Source organism: Streptomyces sp. NH27 (assembly GCF_056859195.1).
Map to the genome: position 1 here is coordinate 1 of NZ_JACEGK010000032.1, position 26,005 is coordinate 26,005.

Here is a 26,005-nt window from a genome sequence, read left to right on the forward strand (position 1 = left end):
GTGTGATGGTCTTGTCACAGTCCGACCGATTGGTGCCGTGCGCGGGAACCTGCCACCCCCACCTGGCCGTCGGTTCAGATACGAATCCCGTAGGGTCGCCTTGGGTCCGTCGTTCCGATCTTCGTGGGAGCATCGGCGATCGGCGGCGACGTGGCAGATGTGCGTGCCGGTGGCGCGATGCCGCGGAGATCCATCCGACAGGCCCCAGGGTTCGGAAGCACCCGGAAGCGGCAGGCAAGGACCTCTATGACCCAGGCGCAGGACAGCACGGACGCGAGCACGGACGGCGGGGACCCGACAGGGTCGGGAGCCGCGTTCGGGGCCCAAGACCGGCTGGGCGCCCGCTTCCTGCGATGGTGGCGGCCGGCCGGGATGTGGCGGCGCGGCATCGTGACGGCGGTGGTCGCCGTCGTGCTGACCGGCCTGCTGGTCTTCCACGCGAACGTGCCGAACCGGGTCGGCAACCTCGGCAGCCTGCTGGAGACGTTCCTGCCCTGGCTGGGGCTGATCGTGCCGGTGCTCCTGGTGGTGGCGGTGCTGCGCCGCTCGGTCACCGCGCTGATCGCGGTGCTGCTGCCGGCCGCGGTGTGGTTCAACCTCTTCGGCGGGCTGCTCACCGACAAGTCCGGGTCCGGCGGCAACCTGACGGTGCTCACGCACAACGTCAACGCCGAGAACCCCGATCCCGACGGCACCGCCAAGGACGTGATCGCCGCCCACGCGGACCTGGTCGCCCTGGAGGAGTTGGCCTCCAACGAGGTGTCCCGCTACAGCCACGACCTCGCCGCCGCGTACCCCTACCACTCCGTGCAGGGCACCGTCGGGCTGTGGAGCAAGTACCCGCTCAGCTCGGTCCGTCCGGTCGACATCCGGCTGGGCTGGACCCGGGCGATGCGCGCCACCGCCGACACCCCGCACGGGAAGGTCGCGGTGTACGTGGCGCATATGCCGTCCGTGCGGGTGAAGTTCGACGCGGGCTTCACCGCCGGGCAGCGCGACCGGGCCGCCGACGCGCTCGGCGAGGCGATCGCCGCGGAGCAACTGCCCGACGTGGTGCTCCTCGGCGACCTCAACGGCACGATGAACGACCGCGCGCTCGCCGCCGTCACCTCCCAGATGCGCTCCACCCAGGGCGCGGCCGGCAACGGCATGGGCTTCAGCTGGCCGGCGTCCTTCCCGATGGCGCGGATCGACCAGATCATGGTCAAGGGGATCGAGCCGGTGTCCTCCTGGACCCTCCCCAAGACCGGCAGCGACCACCTCCCGGTGGCGGCAAGGCTCGAACTGCCTTGACGGGACCGCCGGGCGGGTCCGCTCAACCCCCTTCGCGCCAGCGGTTGGTGATGGGCAGGCGGCGGTCCTTGCCGAACCCCTTCGCCGAGATCTTGGTACCCGGCGGGTACTGCCGCCGCTTGTACTCCGCGGTATCCGTGAGCTTGAGCACGCGGGTGACCAACTCCTCGTCGTACCCGGCGGCGACGATCTCGTCGCGGCCCTGATCCCGGTCGACGTACATCTCCAGCACGCGGTCGAGGACGTCGTAGTCCGGCAGCGAGTCCGTGTCGACCTGGCCGGGCCGCAGTTCGGCGCTCGGCGGCTTGGTGATCGAGTTCTCCGGGATCGGCGGGGTCTCGCCGCGCGCCTCCGCGTCGGCGTTGCGCCAGCGGGCGAGGCGGAAGACGGTGGTCTTGTAGACGTCCTTGATCGGGCCGTACGCCCCCACCGAGTCGCCGTAGAGCGTGGAGTAACCCACGGCCAGCTCACTCTTGTTGCCCGGGGCGAGCACGATCTGGCCCTCCTGGTTGGAGATGGCCATCAGCGTCACCCCGCGCAGCCGCGACTGGAGGTTCTCCTCGGCGAGCCCGGTCAGCTTCAGGGACTCCATGTACGCGTCGAACATCGGGGCGATCGACACCGTACGGAAGTTGAGCCCGGTGCGGCGGGCCAGTTCGGCCGCGTCGCCCCTGGAGTGGTCCGAGGAGTACGCCGACGGCATCGAGACGCCGTACACGTGCTCCGCGCCGACCGCGTCGCACGCCAGGGCCGCGACCAGCGCGGAGTCGATGCCGCCGGACAGCCCGATCAGCATCGAGCGGAAGCCGTTCTTCTCGGCGTACGCGCGCAGGCCGGTGACCAGCGCGCCGTAGATCTCCGCCTCGTCGCCGAGCCGTTCGGTCTCGGTGCCGGTGAACTCCGGCCGGTACGCGGGGACCGGCTCGGCGGAGAGCGTCACATGGCGCAGCTCCAGGCCGTCCGCGACCCGGCCGGCGGGCAACTCGGCGGCGGCCGCGGGCAGTTCCAGGTCGAGCAGCACGCACTCCTCGGCGAACTGCGGTGCCCGGGCGATCACTTCGCCGTCCGGCCCGACCACGATCGAGTCGCCGTCGAAGACCAGCTCGTCCTGCCCGCCGACCATCGCCAGGTAGGCCAGGGTGCAGCCGGCCTCCCGGGCGCGCTTGCGGACCAGCTCCAGCCGGGTGTCGTCCTTGTCCCGTTCGTACGGCGACGCGTTGACCGACAGCAGCAGGCCCGCGCCGGCCTCGCGGGCGCCCGGCACCCGGCCGCCGTCCTGCCACAGGTCCTCGCAGATCGCCAGCGCCACATCGACGCCGCCGACCCGGATCACCGGCATCGTGTCGCCCGGCACGAAGTAGCGGAACTCGTCGAACACGCCGTAGTTCGGCAGGTGGTGCTTGGCGAAGCGCAGCGCGACCTTGCCGTCGTGCAGCACCGCCGCGCAGTTCTGCGGCGCGCCGGCGGGCTGGCCGTACTTCGGCTGGCCGTTCTCGCTGCGGCCGAGGTAGCCGACCACCACCGGCAGCCCGCCAAGCCCCTCCGCGGCCAGCTCGCGCGCCAGCTCCACCAGCGCGGCCCGGCTGGCCGCCACGAACGACGCCCGCAGGGCGAGGTCCTCGACGGGGTAGCCGGTCAGCATCATCTCCGGGAACGCGACCAGGTGGGCACCCTGCTCGGCCGCGGACCGGGTCCGGCGCAGCACCTCCGCGCGGTTCCCGGCGATGTCGCCGACGCGGGAGTCGATCTGATTCAGTGCGAGGCGTAGTTGAGGCACGTCCCCCAGTCTAATCGTCAACCCGACGCGATGTCGCTGTCGCCCTTCCCACACCCCGGCCGGAAAGCGCGGCGCCCGAGCGGGCGGGCGTGTGGGGCCGGCCCTGACAAGGCGGGCCGGCCCCACACGTGCTGTCGCGCGCTCCCGCGGCCGGCGCGGACAAGGCCACCGGGCAGGCGCGCACGGGAATACCGTAACCGTTTCCGGTCAACGGGGAACAGGGTTACGGGGCCTCGGGTCTCCAGGGTTCCGGGGCGGCAGGGGCGCCCTGGTGCGGCGCCCCTGCCCGGAAGTCGGCGCGGTCAGACGCGCAGCCACACCGCCGTGTCCTGCGGGAGCCGTCCGTCCTCGGCGAGCGGCCCCGACGTGAGCAACAGCTCCTCGTGCGCGGGCAGTTCCGCGGCGGCCTCGCCGAGGTTCACCAGGCAGGCGAACCGGCCGGAGCGGCGGAAGGCGAGCACGTCGGGACGGCTGTCGAGCCACTCGAACGGGCCGTCGTCGCCCAGTTCGGGCTCGTCCTCGCGCAGCTGTATCGCGGCGCGGTACAGCGAGAGCATGGACGCCGGGTCGGCGGACTGGATCTCGGCGGTGCGCGCCGCCCAGTCCGCCGGCTGCGGCAGCCACGACTCGGCCGAGCCGGCCGGGCCGAAGCCGAACGGCGGGGTGTCGCCGGACCACGGCAGCGGGACGCGGCAGCCGTCGCGGCCCGGGTTGGTGCCGGGGGAGCGCAGGTACATCGGGTCCTGCAACTTGCCGGTCGGGATGTCCTCGACCTCGGGCAGCCCCAGTTCCTCGCCCTGGTAGAGGTAGACCGAGCCGGGCAGCGACAGCGTCAGCAGCGCGGCCGCCCGGGCCCGGCGGGTGCCCAGCTCCAGGTCGGTCGGCACCCCGAACGCCTTGGTGGCGAAGTCGAATCCGGTGTCCTGCCGGCCGTAGCGGGTGACCGTACGGGTCACGTCGTGGTTGCACAGCACCCAGGTGGCGGGCGCGCTCACCGGCGCGTGCGCGGCCAGCGTGGTCTCGATCGAGGTGCGCAGCCGGGCCGGCTCCCACGGGCAGGCCAGGAAGTCGAAGTTGAACGCGGTGTGCATCTCGTCGGGCCGCAGGTAGCGGGCGAACCGCTCGGCGTCCGGCAGCCACACCTCGCCGACCAGGATGCGGGCGCCGGCGTAGGAGTCGGCGATCCGCCGCCAGTTCCGGTAGATGTCGTGCAGGTCGTCCCGGTCGACGTACGGGTGCGCGGTCAGCACCGCGTCGGCGCCCGCGGACGGGTCGGGCAGGTCGGGCAGTTCGGGGTCCTTGGAGACCATGGCCGCGGAGTCGATACGGACGCCGCCGGCGCCGCGGTCGAACCAGAACCGCAGGATGTCCTCGTGCTCGGCCAGCACCTCCGGGTGGTTCCAGTTCAGGTCCGGCTGCTCGGAGTCGAAGAGGTTCAGGAACCAGTCGCCGGGCGTGCCGTCCGGGTCGGTGGTCCGGGTCCAGGCCGGGCCGCCGAACTGCGACGGCCAGTTGTTCGGCGGCAGTTCGCCGTGCTCGCCGCGGCCGGGGCGGAACCAGAACCGCTCGCGCGCGGGCGAGCCGGGGCCGGCCGCCAGGGCCTCCTTGAACCAGGGGTGCACCGCGGAGATGTGGTTCGGCACGATGTCGATGATGGTCCTGATGCCCAGCGCGAGGGCTTCGGAGATCAGCTTCTCGGCCTCGGCCAGCGAGCCGAAGACCGGTTCGACGTCGCGGTAGTCGGCGACGTCGTAGCCGCCGTCGGCCATCGGCGAGGGGTACCACGGGCTGAACCACAAGGCGTTGACGCCCAGCTCGGCCAGGTACGGCAGCCGGGAGCGTACGCCGGCGAGATCACCGGTCCCGTCTCCGTTGCTGTCGGCGAAGCTTCGCGGGTAGACCTGGTAGATGACCGCGCCGCGCCACCAGTTCTCGTCGGCCTCGGGCTGAGGGGTGTCTGCCACGTCAACGTCCTTTCGGGCAGGTGGGACCCCGCCGCCGGCCCCGGATGGCGGGGATGCCGGCATGAGGGCCGGCGGCGGAGTGCTGTGGGGTGGTGCGGGTGGGGCTTGCGGGTGCGTGGGTTGTGCGGTCGCAAGGCCGGAGGAGCGGTCGGGGCGTCAGCCCTTGAGGCTGCCCGCGGTCAGACCGGACATGATGTTGCGCTGGAAGAGCAGGAAGATCAGCAGGGTCGGCACCGCGGAGATGGCCAGCGCGGCGATGATGACGTTCTCCGGGACGCCCTGCGACAGCGAGTTGATACCGAGGTTGATCGGCTGCTTGTTCGGGTCGGGCTCCACCAGCATCGGCCAGAGGAAGTCCTTCCAGACGTTGACCACCGCGAAGATCGACACCACGCCGAGGATCGGCCGCGACATCGGCAGGATGATCGACCACAGGGTGCGCAGCGGACCGGCACCGTCGATCGCGGCCGCGTGCATCAGGTCGTTCGGGATCGAGTCGAAGAACCGTTTGAGCAGGAAGATGTTGAAGCCGTTGGCCACTGTCGGCAGCCAGATCGCCCACGGCGTGCCGATCAGGTTGAAGTGCAGCAGCGGCAGGTCGAGCACGGTCACGTACTGCGGGACGATCAGCACCGCGGACGGGATCATCAGCGTGGCGAGCATGCCGGCCAGGATGATCTTGCCGAACATCGGCCGCAGCTTGGAGACCGCGTACGCGGCGGCGACGTCGAAGACCAGCTGGAAGAGCAGCGCGCCGAACGCGTAGTACAGCGTGTTGAACAGCAGTTTGGCGAGCTTCAGTTGGGTCCACGCGGTGTGGTAGGTGCCCGGCTTCGGGTGCTTCGGGAAGTACGTCGGCGGGTTCGCGACGACTTCGCTCGCGGACTTGAATCCGCCGGTGACCATCCAGTACAGCGGGCCGAGGAAGACCAGGGTGAAGACGATCAGCACCACGGTCAGCACGATCCGGTAGGTGATCCTGCCCTTGCGGCGGCTGAGCGCGGCCGACGAGATCAGGGTGCGGTTGGCTTGCGAGGAGATGGCTGCCATGATCCGTTATCCGTCCTGCTCGCTGGTCCGGCTCAGCCGCGTGTAGACGCCGGAGAAGACGACCAGCACCAGCAGCAGGAAGAGGCCCAGCGCCGCGGCGCTTCCGAGGTTGTTGTAGCGGAATCCGTACTGGTAGATCATGTAGACGACCGTCATGGTCGAGTTCTCCGGGCCGTTGCCGCCGGCCAGCACGTAGACGTTGGTGAACTCCTGCATGGTCGCCACGATCTGCAGCAGCAGCATCAGCGACAGCACCATGCGGGTCTGCGGGATCGTGACGTGCCAGATCTTGCTCCACAGCCCGGCGCCGTCCAGGTCGGCGGCCTCGTAGAGCTCGCCGGGTATGTTCTGCAGCGCGGCCAGGTAGATCAGGGTGGCGCTGCCCATGCTCATCCAGGTGGCCGCGATCACCACCGAGATCATCGCGGTGTGGGACGAGTCGAGCCACTGCGACGTCGGTAGGTGGAGCGTCTTGAGGATGTGGTCGAAGAGCCCGTAGTCCGGGTCGTAGAAGTACTTGAAGAGCAGGCCGCCGGCCACCGGCGGGAGCATCACCGGCAGGTAGACGAGGATGCGCAGGTACGCCTGCGCGTGCCGCAGTTCGTTGAGGATGATCGCCACGAAGAACGGCAGCGCGAACCCGATGACCAGCGCGTAGCCGGTGTACTCGGCGGTGTTCTTCCACGCGGTCCAGAAGAACGGGTCGTGGTAGACCCGGTCGAGGTTCTTCATCCCGACCCAGGACGTCACGCCCCGCTTCTTGTCCTGGAAGCTCATGATGAACTCGCGGACCATCGGGTACCAGGAGAAGGCCAGGAAGCAGAGGACCGCGCCGACGAGGAAACCGTACGCCTGCAGGTTCTCCGCCACCTTGCGGCTCAGCCCGCCTCTTTCGGCACGTCGGCCTGGGCCGGCCGGGCGCCCGGCGTGGCGCTTGGTCGTTTTCTCGGGGACGGTCGTCGCCGCCATGAGGGCTCCTCGGCTGAAGGTGGTGCGGTGAGGTCAGGTGCCCGCGAAGCGGGGGCCGGTCGCCGGACCGGCCCCCGCGGGGCTGTGCGGTCAGCTACTGGCGGCCAGCAGCTGGTTCACCTGGTCGGTCGCGGTGTTCAGCAGCTTGTCGATGTCGGCGTTCTTGTTGGTCAGCACGCCGGACATCACGGTGTCGAGCACCGTGTAGACCTTCTGCGCGTTCGGCGGCTCGGCGAGCACCGGGGTGTCCACGCCGGTGTACGCCTTGAAGTTGTCCACCGGGATGGTCGCGCTGGCGGCCTTGAGCTGGTTGTCCTGGTCCTTCGCCGAACCGGTGAAGAAGAACGGCTCGGGCAGGCCGACCGGCAGGCCGTCCGCCTTGGTGCGCACGTAGTTGAACTGGCCCTTGCCGAGCGTCAGGTACTTGTAGTTGATCCAGGCGATGCCGGCCTTGATCTGGTCGGGGCTGTCCGACTTCTTGAACATGTAGTCGTTGCCGCCCATGAGGGCGATCTTGCCGCCGGGGATCGGGGCCATGCCCAGGTCCTTGTAGTCGGCCTTGTACTGCTGGACCTCGAGGGTCACGTCGTCCGGCGCGCCGACGTACATGCCGATCTTGCCGGTGCCCATCGCCTTCTGGACGTCGCCCCAGACCAGGCCGGGGGTGGCGGGCATGGACTTGTCGGTCCAGCGCATGTCGTGCAGGGTCTGCAGAACCTGCTTGGTGCCGGCCTCGTCGAAGGTGGCCTTGGTGCCGTCCTCGCTGACCGCGCGGACGCCCACACCGTTCATCTCGGAGGCGAGGTGCCAACCGCCCTGGTTGCCGGCCGAGTTGTCCATGTAGCCGGTGATGCCCTTGCTACCGAGCTTGTCGGAGATGGTCTTGGCGTCCTGCCGGACCTCGTCCCAGGTGGTCGGCGGGCTGTTCGGGTCGAGCCCGGCGTCCTGGAAGATCTTCCGGTTGTAGATCAGGCCCATCTTGTAGTTCGCGGTGGGCAGACCGTAGAGCTTGCCGCCGTCCTTGAGGACGTTGAGCACGCTCGGGTCGATGCCCGCCAGGTTCGGGATCGTCTTCGCGTTGACGTAGTCCGTGATGTCGGCGGCCTGGCCGGCGTCCAGCACCTGCTCGAGGTCGGTGTAGTACGAGTAGAACGTGTCCGTCTGGCTGCCGGCCTGGAGCTGCGCGGTGAACTTGGCCGGGTCCTCACACGGGAAGGCGTCCTTGCTCTTCACGGTGACGTTCGGGTAGATCTTGCTGAACGCGGCGACGTCCTCGATCCACTCCTTGCGCTCGGCCTTCTTCGTGGTCGGCGGCTCGCAGTCGACGCTGATGGTCACCTTGGTCTTCGGGTCCAAGGGGGTTCCGGCGCTGGCACTGCCGGCCTTGCTGCCGGCGTCGTCCTTCTTGTTGCTGTCGCTGGAGCACGCGGCACCGGTCAACCCGATCCCCGCGACCAGCGCGACTGCCACCAGTCTGCGGTAGCCGATTCTGCTCATTTTCTACCCTTCCCCTGAACCACTGCGCGTCGTTGGACTGCGATCTGGGACCCCCGTGGCACGTGAGGCACATGCTGTCCGGCGCGAGAGTGCGCCGCCGTCCCGGGTTGGCTCAACGTACTTAACCCGATAGATGTCCGCAAGATGTCGCGTGAATTTCGCAAAGACACGACTTGATTACGACGGGCAGGGGCGCCCTGACGGGCGGGGATGCCCTCTTGCCGGGGGAGGGTGCCCTGACGGGCGCGGGGAGCGATCAGGGGGCGCTGGGGGTACCCCCAACGCCCCCTGTGGGCACCCGGGTACACCGGGCACCGTCTACACGTTGGTGCGAGCCTCGGGGTGGGGGATGCGGGCCGCGTCGCGGACCGGTCCCGTGGAGCCGCGGACCACCAACTCCGGCTCGAAGAACAGCTCGTCGTGGTCGACCGAGGCCCCGCTGATCTCGCCGGCGAGCAGGTCCACCGCGGCCCGCCCCATCGCCTCGATCGGCTGCCGGACCGTGGTCAGCGGCGGCTCCGTGCAGTTCATCAGCGAGGAGTCGTCGTAGCCGATCACCGAGATGTCCTCGGGCACCGACAGCCGGCGCCGGCGGGCGGCCCTGATCGTGCCGAGTGCCAGCAGGTCGGACGCGCAGATGAACGCCGTGATGCCGCGGGACAGCAGCCGGCTCGACGCGGCCTGCCCGCCCTCCAGCGTGAACAGCGCGTGCTCGACGGTGACCGAGGGGTCAACTCGGCGGGCGGCGGCGAGTTTACGGCGCGAGGGCACGTGGTCCGGCGGGCCGAGCACCAGCGCGATCCGTTGGTGGCCAAGGGAGATGAGGTGGTTCATCGCCTGCTCGACCGCCACCGCGTCGTCGCACGAGACCCGGGGGAAGTCGAGATGGTCGATGGCCGCGTTCATCAGCACCGTGGGCAAGTTGCGCTCGGCCAGGCGGGCGTAGTGGTCGTGCGGTGACTCCGCCTGGGCGTAGAGCCCGCCGAAGAAGACCACACCGGAGACGTGCTGCTGGAGCAGCAACTCCACGTAGTCGGCCTCCGAGACGCCGCCGGCGGTCTGCGTGCACAGCACGGGAGTGAACCCCTGCTGGGCCAGCGCACCGCCGACGACCTCCGCGAAAGCGGGGAAGATGGGGTTCTGCAGCTCGGGCATGACCATGCCGACCAGCCGGGCGCGTTCCCCGCGCAGCTGGGTGGGCCGTTCGTATCCGAGCACGTCAAGGGCGGTGAGGACCGCAGCCCGGGTCGCATCGGAGACGCCCGGCTTTCCGTTCAGCACGCGGCTGACGGTGGCCTCACTCACCCCGACCTTCTTTGCCACCTCGGCAAGTCGTCGTGTCATGGCGTCGATTCTAGTACAGGTACCGCAAGTTTCTTGCGGCCTATTTGCAGAATCTCTGCAAGCCATCCAATTTTTGCGAAATCCGATCGACATCTTGCTGTGTCGTGTTCGTCATCCCTAGGGTGTGCGTCACATCAGCGACTCCCGGCAGAAGGGAACCCCCCACCCCATGGACACCAGACGTCGCTCCTCGCTTGTGCTGGCCTCGGCCACCGCGGCGGCAGTGGCCGCGGGCGGCCTGATCGCCCTGACCCTCACCGCCCCGGCCGCCGGCGCGGCCGACTCCGCCGCCAGGTCCGCCGCCAAGACATCGACGGTCTCGCCGTTCGACGTCAGCGGTGGCGCGTCGGTGCCGTTCACGGAGTACGAGGCCGAAGCGGCAAACACCAACGGGAAGGTGATCGGGCCCGACTACACCCAGGGCACCGTCGCCTCCGAGGCGTCCGGCCGCCAGGCGGTCACCATCAACCAGGGCCAGTACGTCGAGTTCACGCTCACCAAGGCGGCCAACGCCGTCGATGTCGCCTACAACCTGCCGCAGGGCGCCTCCGGCACCCTGTCGGTCTATGTCAACGGCACCGAGCTCGGCCAGAAACTCGCCGTCACCTCGCAGTACAGCTACGTGGACACCGGCAACATCGCCGGGTCGAAGACCCACCACTTCTTCGACGACACCCGTATACAACTGGGCCAGAACCTCGGCTCCGGCGACAAGGTCAAGCTCCAACTCGACTCCGGCGACACCAGCACCGCCACCATCGACGTGGCCGACTTCGAGCAGGTCGCGGCGGCCGCCGCGCAGCCCGCGAACTCGGTGTCGGTGGTGGACGAGGGCGCCGACCGCAGCGGCAGCGGCGACGCGACCCAGGCGTTCCGGCAGGCGATCACGGACGCCAAGTCGGCGGGCAAGGAGGTGTGGATACCGTCCGGCACCTACACGATCACCTCGCAGCTCCCGGTCGACGACGTCACCCTGCGCGGCGCGGGCAACTGGTACTCGGTGGTGCACAGTTCGCACTTCATCGACCAGACCGGCGCGACCGGTAACACCAAGCTCTACGACTTCGCGGTCATCGGCGCGGTCAGCACCCGCAACGACAGCTCGCCCGACAGCTTCGTCACCGGCAGCCTCGGCCCGAACTCCGTGGTCTCCGGGATGTGGATCCAGCGCGAGAAGTGCGGTCTGTGGCTGACCGGCGACAACGACAACCTCACGGTGGAGAACAACCGGATCATCGGCACCACCGCCGACGGCCTCAACCTCGACGGCAGCGCCCAGGGCGTCACCGTCAAGAACAACTTCCTGCGCAACCAGGGCGACGACTCGCTCGCCATGTGGTCGCTGGGCTCGCCGGACACCGGCAACACCTTCACCGGCAACACCATCGTGCAGCCGAACCTGGCCAACGGCATCGCGGTCTACGGCGGTTCGAACAACACCGTGTCGAACAACGTGATCGCCGACACCAACGCGCTCGGCAGCGGCATGGCCATCTCCAACCAGGCGTTCCTCCAGCCGTTCAACCCGCTCTCGGGCAAGGTCACGGTCTCCGGGAACACCCTCATCCGCACCGGCGCGATGAACCCCAACTGGAGCCACCCGATGGGGGCGTTGCGGGTCGACTCGTACGACTCGGCGATCACCACGGTGGACGTCCAGATCAGTGACACCACCTTCATCGACAGCCCCTACAGCGACTTCGAGTTCGTCTCGGGCGGCGGCCACGGCTACGACGTCAGCGGGGTGACCGTCAACGGCGCGACCGCGACCAACACCGGCACCGTGGTGGTGCAGGCCGAGACACCCGGCTCCGCGACGTTCACCGACGTCACGGCCACCGGCACCGGTGCCACCGGCGTCTACAACTGCTCCTACCCGGTGGGCTTCGCACCCTTCACCATCAACCAGGGTGCGGGCAACAGCGGTTGGACCGGCACGTGGGGCGACTGCTCCACCTGGCCGCAGCCGGGCGGCGGCGACAGCAGCGGAGGCACTTCCTCGGGTACGTCCTCCGGTTCGACCGACGGTGGGACCACCGGCGGCACGACGCCCCCGCCCAACGGCAACCTGGCGCAGGGCCGTCCGGCCACCGACACCGGCCACGACGACGTCTACGTCGCGTCCAACGCGGTCGACGGCGACGCCAACTCGTACTGGGAGAGCACGGACAACGCCTTTCCGCAGTCCATCACCGTTGACCTCGGCTCCACCCAGACCGTCGGCCGCCTCGTCCTGAAGCTGCCGCCGGCCACCGCGTGGGCCACCCGCACCGAGACCCTCTCCGTCCTCGGCTCGACGGACGGTTCCACCTTCACCACGCTCAAGTCCTCGGCCGGCTACACCTTCGACCCGTCGTCCGGCAACACCGCGACGGTGGACCTGGGTTCGGCCTCCACCCGCTACCTGCGGCTCACCTTCACCGCCAACACGGGCTGGCCCGCGGGCCAGCTCTCCGAACTGGAGGCGTACGCCTCGTAGTTCCGCCCACCTTCACTCGCACGATCCAGGGTGCCCCCGTCTCCGGAACGCAAGCCCGGGGGGCGGGGGCACACCCTCTCGCTCCTTGCCGTTCAGCCGAATGCGGCCGGGTTCAGCCGAATGCGGCCGGATTCGGCCGGGTTCAGGCGGGCAGAGCCGATTGCCGTTGCGGCGCGTGCTCCTCCAGCGCGGCGTGCAGGAACGTCAGGGACTCGGCGGGCGTGAGGGCGGTGTCGCGCAGCAGGTCGTAGGCCAGGCGCAGCGGCTCGACGTCTTCGGGGTCCTCGACGAGGTGGCCGCTCCAACTGCTCTGCGTGTAGGCGAGGGTGTGGCCGTCACGGAAGGAGATCAGTTCCAGGCAGCTGCGGATGTGGTGCGGGCCGGTGCCGAACGGCACGACGTGCAGCGACACATCGGGCTGCTGGGCGGCCTTGATGAGGTGTTCGAGTTGGGCGGTCCATGTCTGCGGGTCGCGGGCCTTGCGGCGTAGCACGGCTTCGTCGATCAGCGCGCGGTAGTGCACCGGGTTCGGGCCGGTGAGGCGGTCCTGCCGCTTCATCCGCGCCGTGACCTGGGCGTCCAGCCTCGCCACGCTGTTCGGGCGGGCGGTGCGGAGTTGTTCCTGGGCGTACGCGCGGGTCTGGAGCAGGTAGGGCACGGCGCTGACGGCGTACTCCTGGATGCTCAGGGCGTCCGCCTCCAACGGGGCCAGCCCGAGGAACGGCCGGTCCTTCGCCTCCCGCTTGGCCAGATGCCACAACCGCACCAGCAACGTCCCCGTCCCGTACACCTTGTCCAGCGCCGCAGCCGCCTCCACGGTGCCCAACCGCTGCCCCCGCTCCAACCGATACAGGTACGACTGCTCATAACGGCACAAGTCCGCGAGCTGCACCAGAGACATCCCCGACTGCGCCCGCCGCAGGGTCAGTTCGCTCGCGTAGAGCGCCTGCGCCGACAACCACTCCCCGTCAGCGCACTCCTGGTTGCTGCTCCTACCGCTCATCACGGATTCCCTCTCTACGGTCCTGGTTGCACGGAGCGCGCCGCCGCGGGCTCGGCGATTCAGCGCGGCCGGGCCGCACTGACGGATCACCGCGCCGCCTCGTCCGCCGGTGTGACCTGGTCCCCGTTCGCGGGCGGGCCCAGCAGCGCGCCACGGCTGTCGGCCACGCGCAGGGCGTCCGACAGCGCCGTGCACAAGTGCGCCACCATGCCGTGGAGTTCGCCCTCCGAAGGCGCCGCCTCCCTGAGCGTCTTGCGGACAAAGCCCAGCAGCTCCCGGCCCATCCCGAGCTGCACCGACTCCATCTCATCCGCCAGCCGCCACAACGCCGACGACGCGGCGCATCCGTCCGACCGGAGATAGCACGCCCGCCCGTCCGGCCCCGACCACGGCAGAAGCCGAACGCTCACCGCGCCGCCCGCCACATCGCCTCTGCGGAACATCGGCGGGCCGGACAGGCCCTCGCCCCGGGCCACCACGACCCCATAAACTCACGCATGTCAGCCTGCCTTCGTCGGGTTGTCCACGCCCCCGGACCGGTCAGACGGTCGCGGGGGTCCTTCGGACGAAGACGTTATGAGCTGCTGTCACATGGCAGGGGTACAGATTGTGTCCCCTTGACTACGCTGCCAGCATCCCTATCCTCACCGCGAGTTGGGAGGCGCGCCGGCGACGGGCGGGGCTTTTCGACGTGGTTTCCTCCAGCACGATCCGCTTCGCGTAGCCGTTGTACTTGATGGTCTCCGGCGCGGCCTCGTACGCCTTTTCCAGTGTTGCCAGGGCGACGTCCGGCTGACCGTCCAACTGGAAGCCGCGCGCCTCCTCGATACGGTGGCGGGCGCGGCGGGGGCGGGAAGGAATGATCACCGCATCCGCCGCCGCGGCCTGCCGGACGGACTCGCCGCCGGCATGCAGTTCAACAGCCACTGTCACGGCGTGCGCCCCCATGATGGCTCGCGAGAACGACGTGACCGGGTCGTAGTACTCCCCGGGCAGGCGTTCGGCCATGGCGCGGGCCTGATCCCAGTACCGCCAGGCCGTACCCGTCTCGCTTCTCCGCGCGGCGGTGTATCCGGCCTCGAAAGTCAACGCACCGGCGATGGCCAGTACCTCGTCCGACGCGTCCGGCAGCATGGGCATCAGATACGCAAGGCTCTCCAGAACCACCGCGTCCGCTGCCTCGAAGTGGGCCGGGCCGGCGTCCCGGTGCGCCTGCCCCGCCAGCCAGGCCGCCAGGCCGATGGCGCGCGGGTCTTCGCTCTCCTGTGCGGCTACCAGACCACGCTCGGCCACCCGCCACAGCAGCGCGGCGTCGGGCTGGTAGGCCACGAAGAACTGGCACAGCGAGTACGTCTCGCTGAGGATCGCCTGGGCCGCCCTCCGTTCCGCTGCCCGGTCGGACTGCCGGACCGCCGCCTGTGCGTCCCGGATCAGGTCCGGCAGCAGGGACCCCACCACTTCACGATGGTTGGGCGATCTGTGCCGCGAGGCCCAGGCACGATCGAGCCGGGCTCGCAGGTGGGCAGTCGGCGGCGCCTCATGCCGCGAACCGACCGGGTAGGCATCCACCGCCGCCTTCACCGCAGCCAGTCTCGGATGCCCCGGTCCTGCGAACAACTCCACCGGGGGAGCCTGGTTGCCGGCGAGGTCCGCCAGATTCCGGACCCGCAGGATCTCGGCGATCCGCAGGATCACCTCGAGTTTCGGCGTCTTGAGTCGACCGCATTCCACGGCCTTGACCCACGAACCGGTGAGACCCAGCAGGCCGCCCAACTGCTCACGGGTGATGCCTCGACTGTTGCGGAGCACCTGGAGCCGCTGGCCGAACGCCAGCGCATCGGTGTACGGGTCTGACGTACCGTCCGTACCGTCCGTACCGTCCGTACCGTCTGAAGGCATCAGTGCCCATCCTCTTGTGGCAACTTCGTCACTTGTCGGAACTGTCAGAGTATGGGGTGGGGCCGTTTCTCCGCACCGAGAGCGCCGAACCACGGCACGACAGGTTCGGTGGGCTGAGCCACTGCGGTCCGGCGCATCCGCCCCAAATCGCCTACGTCGAGGGTCTGTACACAGGCAAGGTGCACGACTCACCGGCGCTGGTTGAGCGGTTCCAGAACACATATGATCTTGCCCTGACGGACGCGCTCCCGTTGAAGGAGTCGCTCACCCTCCTGCGAGCCATGGCGAAGGACTTCGGACATGACCACTGACCCCATAATCGCAACGGCCTCGACGCTCACCGGTTGGCGCAAGAGCAGCCACAGCGGCTCTGATCAAGGTAGCTGCCTCGAAGTCGTCGACGGCATGCCCGGAGTAGTTCCGGTTCGGGACTCGAAGGACCCTGACGGCCCTGCGCTCGTCTTTCCCGCGGAGGTCTGGAGCGCGTTCGTGCGCAGCGTCCAGACCGGGGAGATACCCTCGCTGTAACCCTTGACGGCCCTGCGGTCCGGACCGGTCCGATCCGGACCGCAGGGCCGTCGGGTGCTTGCCGGATCTGCGGTCACTGGATGCGGAGGTCAAGGCGCTGCGCGAGATCCTGTCGCTACCCTCCGACTGAGGAAGACGGCAACAGGATGCAGATCGGTGCGGCGGTGGCACACCGCTGCGGCTGTGCTGCTACGACGGGGCGCGAAGGAAGAGCATCAGCTGGTAGCGGCGCTCGATGGGCGCGGCGGTCGACAACCTCCTCGCCGAGACCTCGATCCGGTACGGCGGCTACGGCGGGATCGCCCGTCAACTGGTCAACGAGAAGCCGCATGGCTGAAATGTAGAAATGGGAGAATGCTATGACTTTCGAAGGATTTGATGACATTGGCAGGGTTATCATCACTCGTCTGTCAGAAGCGGGCTGGAAACAGACCACGCGCAGTAAGGAGTCGGAGGTCGCCGAACTGGTATTCAACAACAATCGCATGCGGACTTCGATTTTTCAGTCCATCGATGACCGATCTTTGATGATCACCCTTATGGACGCCGACAGTTTTTTGAGGATTGAAACCCAATACGGCGACTCGATTTCTCCACTGCTTGACATTCTTATCGAGTGGCAGGACACCGTATCGGTTGAAAACTTTCGTCACATGATCAATGGCATTGCCACGGAATTCCCGGAGACGTTCTCCGAGCCGTTTGACGGCGATGAAGACTCACCTTGGGAGAAAGTCATCCCCAGCAGGTCACACTGAAGTTGGAGAAGCTCTCCGGCATGCGTCGGCGAGCGGACTCAAGGTCGGCGCAGGTCTCCCAACAGTCTCCCGTTCGGCGTCGACACCAAGACGGTATCCCCGCGAACAGCCGCCTACGTGCGCAGTCTTGCGCGGATGAGGCCGGGGCCGCCCTCCACTGATCCTGCGGGCCCGGGGTGCCCCGGGGCAGGTTCGACGCGTCTTGCCGGGGGATGGCGTACGAGCGAGAAACTGTCGGGAACCGTGGAGACGGTCTCAACTCCCGGCACTTCCGGCACTTCCGGCATTCACGGCACCCCCGGCGCTCGCGGATCTGGTGCGCGAGCCAATTCGTGAGGATTCCGCCGGTCCGTGGCCGACGTCATCCGGGTGTCGTAGTGGTGAAGTACAGTCGCCGGAGTTCTGACGATCTCCGGAGAGGTTCACCGTGCTCAACCGCGCAGATGCCGACTCGGGCAACGTATCCGGCGGCATTCCGGACATCATGTTCGACACCTTCGACTATGCGGCCCACCGCGGCACGGGATCGGCCGACGAGGCCCTCGGCTGGGTGGGCCGCTCGTCGCTGCCGGAGGTGGACAAGACGGCGCTGCGCGTCTTCGTGGAGCGGTTTCCGGGGATCGTCTTCCACCGCGACGACGAGGTGCTGCTCGATCATGTGGAGCGGCGCAACGCGGTCGTCCTGCCGCCGTGGCTGCGGCAGGTCCGGCGAGTGCTGTCCGGACCCGGGCCCGATGTCCAGGTCCGCTTCGACCGCTTCGACCTCTGGACCCCGCGCGCGGATCACACTGACGGCGACGGCGTCATCGACCTCTGGTACGAGGACAACTTCTTCGGCTACCTGCAAGACGAGGACCGCGACCTGCTCAGGAACGGAGCCGAGTGCTATCCGATCCTGAACGCCACGACCGGCGTGAACTACATCCTCGCCGCCGACTTGGGCGACCCTGACGATGGTCGCATCGTCGACCTGTGCGACGAGGACATCATGGACGACCGCTCCGAGGGCAGGCCGGGCACTGCATCGGTCTTCCCGGCATTCACGTCATACGCGAGCATGCTCGCGCACATCGTCGAGTGCCGCACGGGGGACGGGACGGTGATCCGGGCCCGCGGCCTTTCCTGATCCTGCTCGGAGCCCCGGCACGGATCGGGGACTGTCAGGCTGTGACGCTCCACATGAAGGCGGACCTCACGGGTTCAAAGGCCACGCCACTCGTTGCGTGCACGTTGCGTGCGCCTCGCGGAGGTCGCTCGCCGGTCGTTCGCGGCACATCGAACGGTGTCCAAGGGATGGCGGCGCCGATGGCCGCTCGCGGTCGCGCACTGAGCGGCACGGTCGTCGAAACGCGCCGTCTGCTCGTCGAACACGCGCTGATGGCCGAGTTGCGGGACCTCGCCGCCGCATCGGGCTGTTCCAGGATCGAGTGGACCGCCGACACCGACAATCCCGCTGCCCTCGCTTTCTACGTAGCGCTCGGTGTCGAGCCGAAAGGCGGGAAGGTCTTCTACCGGTCCGCCCTGTAGGGCCGTCTCACAAGGTCGGGGCCGGAGTTTTGCCCTCCTATGAGACAGCCGTCCGACTCCTCACCTGGGAACTCGCCCCACTACGCACCCACCAGCGCCTCAGCCGATCGACCGAGACCACGATCCGCCGTCTGGGCAGGATCGGCCCCCCGGCCGCGACCGCCGTACCGATCCTGCGCGCGGCACTGGAGGACGACCGGCGACACGCCATCATCGACGGACCGTGGGCGGCCGTACAGGACGAGAGGATCCGCGCCGAGATCCGCCACGCCCTCGCGCAGATCCAGAACGGGGACAGATCCTGACGGAGACACAGCGGAAGAACCCCGACGCGGCCACGCTGAGTGATCCGTCGTCGGCTGCGAAAATTCGAGAGCGGCAGGGTGCGGGTGGCTCGTATGATCGCGAGCGGGATGGGGCCGTAGCGCAGTGGTTGTCGCGCCTTCACTGCGTGTGGGAGGACGCCGGTTCGAATCCGGTCGGCTCCATCCCCCATCTTGGCCGGTGGCGGCCGGTGGCTACTGAGTGCCGCACCGGGGGTCGGTGGTGGGGGAGCCGTCTTCCCCGTGTTGGCGCAGATGTAACGCGCGTAGGGCGATCTCCGTGGCGAAACGGTCGTCCGGGTGGGCCAGTTGGTCGCCGAAGGCGCGGTCGAGGATGCGCAGGCGGTAGCGGACCGTCTGGGGGTGGACCCCCAACTGGTCGGCGACCTGGCCCGCGGTGCCCCGGGTGGTCAGCCAGATCCGTAAGGTGTCGATGAGCCGGGTGCGCTGCGCCGGGGTCAGTCCGACCAGCGGCCCGAGGTACTTCCTGGCCATCTGGTCGGCGAGGGCCGGGTCGCCCAGCAGCCATAACGGCAGCAGATGGTCCTCGCTGAGGATCAGCGAATCGTCGTAGGAGGCGCCGCTGGCCGCTCCGGCGCCCCCGCCCACCCCGGTACGGCCGGCCGCTCCGGCGCCGCCGACCACGCCCGAGTTGGTGAGCGCCAGCGTATGCCGGGCCCAGCGCAGCGAGTCCGCCGCCTCAGCGAGTTTCGTGGTCAGCCCGACCGCGGCCCGGCAGCCGCCGAGTCCCGCGGTCAGCGAGGCGCGCCGCTGCTCGGTGAACGGCCCCGGTATCAGCAGGTGCGGCTCGGGATCGGCGAAGTCCTGGAGGACGTCGCGGTCGAGCGCGGTGCGGGCCGGGCGGGTGCCGAAGGCGACGGCCACCATCGTGACCTCCTCCGGCAGCGGCCAGGCGGCGTGTTCGGCGAGTTCGGCCAGCGCGCTGCGCGCCACCGCGGTGCCGCCGAGAATGCGGCGCAGCAGCCGGCGGCGCCGGTTGTCCGGCTCCTCGCCCAACTCGGCGAGCGCCTGCACGTATCCCTCGCGGGACAGTTCGGCCAGGTCGCCCATGTAGGCGAAGAGCGCGTCGGCGAAGGTCAGCATGAAGGACGCGGACAGGTTGTAGCGGCGCCCGACCGTACGCACCCGGCGCAGCGCCACCTGGCAGCCGATCCGGTATGCGGCCTGGAGGTTGTCCAGGCTGCGGCCCTCGTACGCCTCGAAGCGGCCGAACCGGCGGCAGAGGTCGTCACGCAGCGAGGTGGTGGCGGTGGGGGCGGCCACCCGGTCCACGAACGTGGCGATGCTCTGCTCGATCCCGATTTTGATCACCCGGCTGTTGGGGCCCTCCAGCAGATGCCCGTATTCGGGGATCGCGGCGACGATTTCAGCCGCCATCTCTTTTAATAGACTGGGCAGTTCGGGGCGCATGATCGCGGCGAACTCCCGTGGAATCGGACCCGGTGCCTCCGTTTGCTCCGGGGTCTGCCGCATTACGGTCATGTCCGCCCCCTCCCGTGCGCCCCATCGCGCCTCGGTGACCTCGCTGCAACATAGACCAAACGTCTACGGAGCGCAGCCCCATGGACACGGAAACGTCGTCATCCCTGGTTGCACGGGTCCCGTGTCCGCCCGGCCGGGCGGCCGGTGACCCAGGGTTCGCGGGCCGTGGGGGTCTGGTGATCGCGAAGCGGGCCGGAGACCTGCAAGTGCTCACTCTTTTACAAACCGCCCGGTGGCGATGTTGCCCCGGTGACAGAAAAATACCGACCGGTAGTGGCTGGTGGAGATTCTTCGGCCGGATTCTTGCGCCCTTCGGTTACCCGTGCGTAACGTCCTCCCCCGCAAGGGCAACCGGCTGGAATCGGTACCCACGTTCCAGGTAGTGAGTCGCAACCGAATTGCGCCCGAGCAGCGCAGACATCGGTTTTGTCAGGCACGCCAACTCCCAGGAAGGAACAGCCCATGCGTAAGATCTCCCCTCTCGTCAAGGGTGGCATCGTCACCGGCGCCGCGTTCGCCGCGGCCCTCGGCCTCGCCATCAGCCCTGCCTCCGCGGCCGGTTCGTGGACGGTGGCCGGTGGTGGTTCGTTCACCGCGGACTCCACCAACACCCTGCTGACGGACAACGGCACCGGAACGCAGCTCACCTGCACCGACTCGAAGGCGACGGGCAACGCGCCGAACGGCACCGGGGTCGACGGCAACGGCATCGCCTCCATCGGCGGGGTGCAGTGGTCGAGCTGCACCGGCCCGTTGAGCATCACCTTCACCGTCACGGCCGACAACACCCCGTGGGCGCTGAACGCCGTCAGCTACAGCAACGGTGTCACCACCGGCACCCTGACCGGCGTCGAGGCCCACATCAGCGGTCTCACCTGCACCGCCAGTTTCGCCGGTGCGAGCGCGACCACGCCGGCCACGCTCGACGTCAGCTACACCAACTCCACCCACGACCTGAAGGTCCTGGGAACCGGCAACCTGCACGCCTACAACGTCGGGTCCGGCTGCCTCGGCCTGATGAACACCGGCGACGCGGTCTCCTACGTCGGCGACTACTACGTCTCGCCCAGCACCCTGACGATCACCGAGCCGTAGTCCGGCCCGGCTCACCAGATCCGCACCACCGCAGAAGCAGGGACCCCGGCCCGTGATCTGAGGCCGGGGTCCCTGTCCCAACGGGGGGACTTGCGCGCGCTTTCGACCGTCGGCCCGGCCCGGTCCGGACGATCGGCCCCGGTCCGGACGATCTGCCCGACGATCGGCCCGGACGGCCCGGTCGGCGGCCCCTGGTACTCACTGGAGGACAAAATTCCGGTTGCCGTTTGTCACTCGTTGACAAGAATCCCCGGCTCCGGAAATTCGCCGGATCTTCACATGTTCGATCACTTGTCCATCCTTATTACCCACACGTAATGTCCTGCCGCCAGGGCTGGAAGAGGAGTTCGGAAATGAGGGGTGCCGTGCGAGTGAGCCGACCGCGTCCGCGTCGGGTGGTACAGCTCGCGGGCGTCGCGGCGGCCGCGCTCCTGGCGGGCCTGCTGCCGGGTACGGACTCGTCGGCGACCGGTGGTGCCGGCGGAGCCGACGGCGTGTCGCTGGCGTACACCTGCCAGTTCGGCGCGGGGCAGGACCCGCAGGACATCAGCGTCGGTTTCAAGCAGGCGTATCCGGACAGTGGGGCCGTCGGCAAGCCGATCCAGCCCGGCGACCTGACGCTGACCGTCGGCATCCCCCGGGCCGCGGTCACCGCGTTGATCCCGGCCGAGGCCGACACGCTCAGCGGCAGCGCCTCCACGAAGACACACGTCACGCAGGGCGCCTCCGACACCGTCGTGATCTGGCCGGACCTGACCGCGAAGTCCACCACCGTGGCCGGCAGCGGCGACCTGGACCTGGTCTTCACCGGCAAGGTCCCCGGAGTGTCGGTGACCGCCGGTGGAGACCTGGTCTTCGCCGCGGGAGACCTGGACCTGACGCTTCATCCGCAGGCCGCGGCCGGCACGCCCTCCGACCCGGGCACGCCCTCGGCGGACCCGACCACGCCCGCGGACTCCGGTGCGAGCGCGGGCAGTTCGGACGGTTCCGCGGACGGCAGCGGTGCGGACAGCCCCGCCGACGCCTCCAGCACCCCCACCGGCGGAAGCACTGCCGGGGCGCTCGCCGACATCACCGCTCTGTGCGCGGCCAAGGCCGACGAGGACATCACGCTCGCGACGGTCCCGGTGCCCGGCGGCACCGGTTCGACCCCGCCCACCGGCGCCACGTCCGGTGCCACGGGGACGGCCGGCACGGGGACGGCCGGGACTCCCTCCGGCTCGGCGTCGTCGTCCGGGTCGGCGAACGGAGCGCCCAGCACCATCGTGCCGCTGGACACCCCTCCGCACTCGGGCCGCACCACCTGCGACGCCGCGCCCGTCGGTGAACTGGACCCGACCGTGCTGGCGCCCATTCCAACGGGCGGCCGAGCTCTGCCACCGCAGACTCAACCGAGCGTCCTGTGCGGCTACTTCACGGGCTTCTCCAACGTCAACAAGCTCAACGGCGCGATGATCGTCAACGACCCACGTGACAAGCCGGCGCTCCTCACCGTCAACGAGGGCCTGCGGGTCGTCATAGCCCCGTATGCCTACACCGATATCGACAGCATCTTCGGGGTGAATCTCCCCCCGTCCCACTCGACGTTCCTCACCTATGGATTCGTGCCCACCTCCGCCGACGTGAGCTTTGTGTCCAAGGGGGTCATGACGGTCACCAACGTCGGCGGGCAGGACAGCCATTCCGGGCGCCCCGTCGCTTCTCCGATGCTGACCACGGTCAGCGGCTACCAGGACCTGCGGCTGCGCAATGTGAAGGTCAACGGGGTACCACTCGACGTCGGGTCGGACTGCCACACCGAGAAGCCGGTGCACATCCTGCTCCACGGCCGTGCGGACGCGAGGGTGCCCGACCCGACACAGCGGGACGGCAAGCCCGACTACGAGCTTCAGACGGGCGGCCCACTCGCCGACGACAACCTCGTCATCCCGCCGTTCACCGGCTGCGGCACGCCCGGCGAGAACCTCGACGCGCTCTTCACCTCGTCCTTGTCCGGGCCGGGGAACAGCCTCAACTTCGTCCAGGGGCCCCTGTGCGCTCCGGTAAGTGGCGAGAACTGCTCCCCCGACATCCCGCTGCCCGCCCTTCCCGTCCGCACCGCGTCGACCAAGTGACCGCAGTCCGCCGGGAATCCGGCCACCGCAGTTCCGTCCCCCACCCATCCGTCCACCGTGAAGACCACAACCACCCCCGGGAGGTGCAATGGGAATCGAAGTGATCGTCGAGGGTCTGACGAAGTCCTTTGGCAGACAGACCGTCTGGGAGGACGTGACGCTCACTCTGCCGCCCGGCGAGGTCAGCGTGATGCTCGGGCCTTCCGGCACCGGCAAGACCGTGTTCCTGAAATCCGTGATCGGCCTGCTCAAGCCGGAGCGGGGGCGGGTGATGGTGAACGGCGTCGACATGGTCGGCGGCAAGGAGCGGGACATCTACGAGACCCGCAAGCTGTTCGGCCTGATGTTCCAGGACGGCGCGCTGTTCGGCTCGATGAACCTCTTCGACAACATCGCCTTCCCGCTGCGGGAGCACACCCGCAAGAAGGAGTCGGAGATCCGCCGCATCGTCATGGAGCGGATGGACATGGTCGGCCTGCTCGGCTCGGAGGGGAAGCTGCCCGGCGAGATATCCGGCGGCATGCGCAAACGCGCCGGGCTGGCAAGGGCGTTGGTGCTGGACCCGCAGATCATCCTGTGCGACGAGCCGGACTCCGGGCTCGACCCGGTGCGTACGTCGTACATCTCGCAGCAGTTGATCGACCTCAACGCGCAGATCGACGCCACGATGCTGATCGTCACGCACAACCTCGACATCGCCGCGACCGTGCCGGACAACATGGGGATGCTCTTCCGGCGCCGGCTGGTCGCCTTCGGGCCGCGCGAGGTGCTGCTGACCAGCGACGAGCCGGTGGTGCGGCAGTTCCTGGGCGGCCGCAAGGAGGGCCCGATCGGGATGGCCGAGGAGAAGGACGAGGCGACCCTCGCCCGCGAGCAGTCGACCGACCTGCCCGCCGAACTGCCGCGCCGGATCGCCCCCCAGCTCGAACCGAGCCCCGGACTGCCGCCGCGCCGGGCCGTGCAGCGCCGCCGGGCCCGGGTGCTGGCGATGTGGGACGACCTGCCGGTCGCCGCGCGTACGGCCATGAAGGCCGGACTCGCCCCCGCGCAGGCCCCCGTACAGGGGGAGCACGCATGACCGGGCCCGCCGCGGAGGTGACCCGATGACCGCGCCGCCCGTACCGGAGTCCGCGCCGGAGTCCGTACCGCAGACGATGCCGCCCGCGCGCTCCGCGGCCGTCCCGCGCCGCTCCATTCCCGGCGCAGGGGCGCTGCGCGAGACCGGGCAACTCCTGACGCTGGCGGCGACCACCGTCCGGGACACCTTCCGGCGGCCGTTCCAGATCCGCGAACTCATCGAGCAGTTCTGGTTCGTGGCGAGCGTGACGATCCTGCCCGCGGCGCTGGTGTCGATCCCGTTCGGCGCGGTGATCGCCCTCCAAGTCGGCTCGCTGGCACAGCAGTTGGGAGCCCAGTCGTTCACCGGCGGGGCGAGCGTGCTGGCGGTGATCCAGCAGGCCAGCCCGCTGATCGTGGCGCTGCTGATCGCGGGCGCCGGCGGCAGCGCGATCTGCGCGGACCTCGGCTCGCGGAAGATCCGCGAGGAACTGGACGCGATGGAGGTGATGGGCGTCTCCCCGGTGCAGCGGCTGATCGTGCCGCGGGTGCTGGCCACGATGCTCGTCGCCCTGCTGCTCAACGGTCTGGTCTCGGTGGTCGGCACCGCCGGCGGCTACTTCTTCAACGTGATCGTGCAGCACGGCACCCCGGGCGCCTACCTCTCCAGCTTCTCCGCGCTCGCCCAACTGCCCGACCTGTACATCTCCGAGATCAAGGCGGTCATCTTCGGCTTCATCGCCGGCATCGTCGCCGCCTACCGCGGCCTGCACCCCAAGGGCGGCCCGAAGGGCGTCGGCGACGCGGTCAACCAGTCGGTGGTCATCACCTTCCTGCTGCTGTTCGTGGTCAACGTGGTGCTGACCGCGATCTACCTCCAGCTCGTGCCGCAGAAGGGAGCCTGAGCGATGGCCCTGCTCGACAAGGACGCCCCGCGGCCCGAGCCGCCCGAGCCCGCCGCCCCGCCGTCCCGCGTCCGCCGGGCGGGCCCGGGACGCTGGCTGCGCCGGCTCGACGACACCGGCGACCACCTGCTCTTCCACGTCAAGGCCGTGCTGTGGGTGCCGCGCACCCTGCGCCGCTACCTCAAGGAGGTGCTGCGGCTGCTGTCCGAGGTCGCCTTCGGCAGCGGCGGCCTGAGCGTCATCGGCGGCACCGTCGGCGTGATGATCGGCATGACGCTCGCCACCGGCACCGTCGTCGGCCTGCAGGGCTACGCGGCGATGAACGAGCTGGGCACCGCCGCGTTCACCGGCTTCATCTCCGCCTACTTCAACACCCGCGAGATCGCCCCGCTGATCGCCGGGCTCGCGCTGTCCGCGACCGTCGGCGCCGGATTCACCGCGCAGCTCGGCGCGATGCGGATCAACGAGGAGGTCGACGCGCTGGAGAGCATGGGCGTGCGCTCGGTGCCCTACCTCGTCACCACCCGGATCATCGCCGGCGTGGTCGCGATCATCCCGCTCTACGGCATCGGCCTGCTCAGCAGCTACGCGGCCTCCCGGCTGGTGACCGTGTGGTTCAACGGCCAGTCGCCCGGCACCTACGACCACTACTTCAACCTCTTCCTCGCACCGGAGGACGTGCTGCTGTCCATACTGAAGGTGCTGATCTTCAGCGTCGTGGTGATCCTCGCGCACTGCTACTACGGCTTCACCGCCAAGGGCGGCCCGGCCGGTGTCGGTATCGCGGTCGGCCGGTCGGTGCGCAACGCGATCGTGATCATCTCGCTCACCGACTTCTTCCTGTCGCTGGCGCTGTGGGGCGCCACCACCACCGTGCGGGTGGCGGGATGACCACCACCGACACCCGTACCCCGGGCCCGC

23 protein-coding genes and 1 tRNA gene are annotated in these 26,005 nt (G+C 69.1%); 14 read left to right on the forward strand and 10 right to left on the reverse strand.

Translation table 11 applies throughout. The features are described from left to right. The first annotated feature begins 372 nt into the window (after positions 1-372). Positions 373-1,293 (forward strand): endonuclease/exonuclease/phosphatase family protein, encoded by a 921-nt coding sequence (locus tag AC13HU_RS04980; RefSeq protein ID WP_483040515.1) that lies wholly within the window; start codon positions 373-375, stop codon positions 1,291-1,293. A gap of 22 nt (positions 1,294-1,315) precedes the next feature. Here the strand turns inward: AC13HU_RS04980 and AC13HU_RS04985 are convergent, their stop codons facing one another. The 6 genes from AC13HU_RS04985 to AC13HU_RS05010 all read right to left on the reverse strand — a co-directional run bounded on the left by AC13HU_RS04985 (position 1,316) and on the right by AC13HU_RS05010 (position 9,894). Beyond that, the gene (locus AC13HU_RS04985; protein ID WP_483040493.1) at positions 1,316-3,070 is read right to left on the reverse strand and encodes an NAD+ synthase; all 1,755 of its coding nucleotides are present in this window, start codon (positions 3,068-3,070) and stop codon (positions 1,316-1,318) included. Positions 3,071-3,372: 302 nt separating this feature from the next. Further along, entirely contained in the window at positions 3,373-5,034 is a 1,662-nt protein-coding gene (locus AC13HU_RS04990; protein WP_483040494.1) for a glycoside hydrolase family 13 protein, read from the reverse strand. A 156-nt stretch (positions 5,035-5,190) separates the two neighbouring features. Further along, positions 5,191-6,084, reverse strand: a complete 894-nt coding sequence (locus AC13HU_RS04995) for a carbohydrate ABC transporter permease (protein ID WP_483040495.1) — start codon at positions 6,082-6,084, stop codon at positions 5,191-5,193. Between the two features lie 6 nt (positions 6,085-6,090). Beyond that, on the reverse strand, positions 6,091-7,053 hold the full coding sequence (locus AC13HU_RS05000; protein WP_483040496.1) for a carbohydrate ABC transporter permease: 963 nt from the start codon (positions 7,051-7,053) through the stop codon (positions 6,091-6,093). 90 nt (positions 7,054-7,143) lie between these two features. Then, complete coding sequence (locus tag AC13HU_RS05005) at positions 7,144-8,550, reverse strand: ABC transporter substrate-binding protein (RefSeq protein ID WP_483040497.1); 1,407 nt, start codon at positions 8,548-8,550, stop codon at positions 7,144-7,146. Between the two features lie 318 nt (positions 8,551-8,868). Beyond that, positions 8,869-9,894 carry a LacI family DNA-binding transcriptional regulator gene (locus AC13HU_RS05010; protein ID WP_483040498.1) on the reverse strand — a complete coding sequence of 342 codons (1,026 nt, stop codon included), beginning with the start codon at positions 9,892-9,894 and terminating at the stop codon, positions 8,869-8,871. Between the two features lie 169 nt (positions 9,895-10,063). Between AC13HU_RS05010 and AC13HU_RS05015 the strand changes: the two genes are divergently transcribed. Then, positions 10,064-12,373, forward strand: a complete 2,310-nt coding sequence (locus tag AC13HU_RS05015) for a galactose-binding domain-containing protein (RefSeq protein WP_483040499.1) — start codon at positions 10,064-10,066, stop codon at positions 12,371-12,373. A gap of 142 nt (positions 12,374-12,515) precedes the next feature. Here AC13HU_RS05015 and AC13HU_RS05020 read toward each other — a convergent pair whose 3' ends face one another. From AC13HU_RS05020 to AC13HU_RS05030, 3 genes are all read right to left on the reverse strand, one after another. Further along, a complete protein-coding gene (locus tag AC13HU_RS05020; RefSeq protein WP_483040500.1) occupies positions 12,516-13,376 on the reverse strand; it encodes a helix-turn-helix domain-containing protein in 861 nt (286 codons plus the stop codon). A gap of 86 nt (positions 13,377-13,462) precedes the next feature. Continuing rightward, the gene (locus AC13HU_RS05025; protein WP_483040501.1) at positions 13,463-13,786 is read right to left on the reverse strand and encodes a hypothetical protein; all 324 of its coding nucleotides are present in this window, start codon (positions 13,784-13,786) and stop codon (positions 13,463-13,465) included. 211 nt (positions 13,787-13,997) lie between these two features. Continuing rightward, positions 13,998-15,275, reverse strand: coding sequence for a helix-turn-helix domain-containing protein (locus tag AC13HU_RS05030; protein ID WP_483040502.1), 1,278 nt, complete (start codon positions 15,273-15,275; stop codon positions 13,998-14,000). A gap of 56 nt (positions 15,276-15,331) precedes the next feature. Between AC13HU_RS05030 and AC13HU_RS05035 the strand changes: the two genes are divergently transcribed. The 7 genes from AC13HU_RS05035 (at position 15,332) to AC13HU_RS05065 (ending at position 18,576) form a co-directional block, all read left to right on the forward strand. Further along, complete coding sequence (locus AC13HU_RS05035; protein ID WP_483040503.1) at positions 15,332-15,586, forward strand: Scr1 family TA system antitoxin-like transcriptional regulator; 255 nt, start codon at positions 15,332-15,334, stop codon at positions 15,584-15,586. Beyond that, the gene (locus AC13HU_RS05040; protein WP_483040504.1) at positions 15,576-15,803 is read left to right on the forward strand and encodes a DUF397 domain-containing protein; all 228 of its coding nucleotides are present in this window, start codon (positions 15,576-15,578) and stop codon (positions 15,801-15,803) included. The genes AC13HU_RS05035 and AC13HU_RS05040 overlap by 11 nt, the downstream gene beginning before the upstream one ends. A gap of 359 nt (positions 15,804-16,162) precedes the next feature. Beyond that, on the forward strand, positions 16,163-16,561 hold the full coding sequence (locus AC13HU_RS05045; protein ID WP_483040505.1) for a hypothetical protein: 399 nt from the start codon (positions 16,163-16,165) through the stop codon (positions 16,559-16,561). Positions 16,562-16,988: 427 nt separating this feature from the next. Beyond that, entirely contained in the window at positions 16,989-17,687 is a 699-nt protein-coding gene (locus tag AC13HU_RS05050) for a hypothetical protein (protein ID WP_483040506.1), read from the forward strand. 179 nt (positions 17,688-17,866) lie between these two features. Then, a complete protein-coding gene (locus tag AC13HU_RS05055) occupies positions 17,867-18,088 on the forward strand; it encodes a GNAT family N-acetyltransferase (RefSeq protein ID WP_483040507.1) in 222 nt (73 codons plus the stop codon). Positions 18,089-18,117: 29 nt separating this feature from the next. After that, on the forward strand, positions 18,118-18,393 hold the full coding sequence (locus tag AC13HU_RS05060) for a hypothetical protein (protein ID WP_483040508.1): 276 nt from the start codon (positions 18,118-18,120) through the stop codon (positions 18,391-18,393). Positions 18,394-18,503: 110 nt separating this feature from the next. Beyond that, a tRNA-OTHER gene (locus AC13HU_RS05065) sits at positions 18,504-18,576 on the forward strand. A 30-nt stretch (positions 18,577-18,606) separates the two neighbouring features. Here the strand turns inward: AC13HU_RS05065 and AC13HU_RS05070 are convergent. Then, entirely contained in the window at positions 18,607-19,914 is a 1,308-nt protein-coding gene (locus AC13HU_RS05070; RefSeq protein ID WP_483040509.1) for a PucR-like N-terminal domain-containing protein, read from the reverse strand. A 462-nt stretch (positions 19,915-20,376) separates the two neighbouring features. Between AC13HU_RS05070 and AC13HU_RS05075 the strand changes: the two genes are divergently transcribed. The 5 genes from AC13HU_RS05075 (at position 20,377) to AC13HU_RS05095 (ending at position 25,975) form a co-directional block, all read left to right on the forward strand. Then, a complete protein-coding gene (locus AC13HU_RS05075; RefSeq protein WP_483040510.1) occupies positions 20,377-21,009 on the forward strand; it encodes a hypothetical protein in 633 nt (210 codons plus the stop codon). A 371-nt stretch (positions 21,010-21,380) separates the two neighbouring features. Further along, positions 21,381-23,123: a DUF6801 domain-containing protein gene (locus AC13HU_RS05080; RefSeq protein ID WP_483040511.1), complete on the forward strand. Its 1,743-nt coding sequence runs from the start codon at positions 21,381-21,383 to the stop codon at positions 23,121-23,123. A gap of 88 nt (positions 23,124-23,211) precedes the next feature. Continuing rightward, the gene (locus AC13HU_RS05085) at positions 23,212-24,201 is read left to right on the forward strand and encodes an ABC transporter ATP-binding protein (RefSeq protein WP_483040512.1); all 990 of its coding nucleotides are present in this window, start codon (positions 23,212-23,214) and stop codon (positions 24,199-24,201) included. Between the two features lie 25 nt (positions 24,202-24,226). After that, the gene (locus AC13HU_RS05090) at positions 24,227-25,084 is read left to right on the forward strand and encodes an MlaE family ABC transporter permease (RefSeq protein WP_483040513.1); all 858 of its coding nucleotides are present in this window, start codon (positions 24,227-24,229) and stop codon (positions 25,082-25,084) included. 3 nt (positions 25,085-25,087) lie between these two features. Next, positions 25,088-25,975: an MlaE family ABC transporter permease gene (locus tag AC13HU_RS05095; protein ID WP_483040514.1), complete on the forward strand. Its 888-nt coding sequence runs from the start codon at positions 25,088-25,090 to the stop codon at positions 25,973-25,975. The last annotated feature ends 30 nt before the right edge of the window (positions 25,976-26,005 follow it).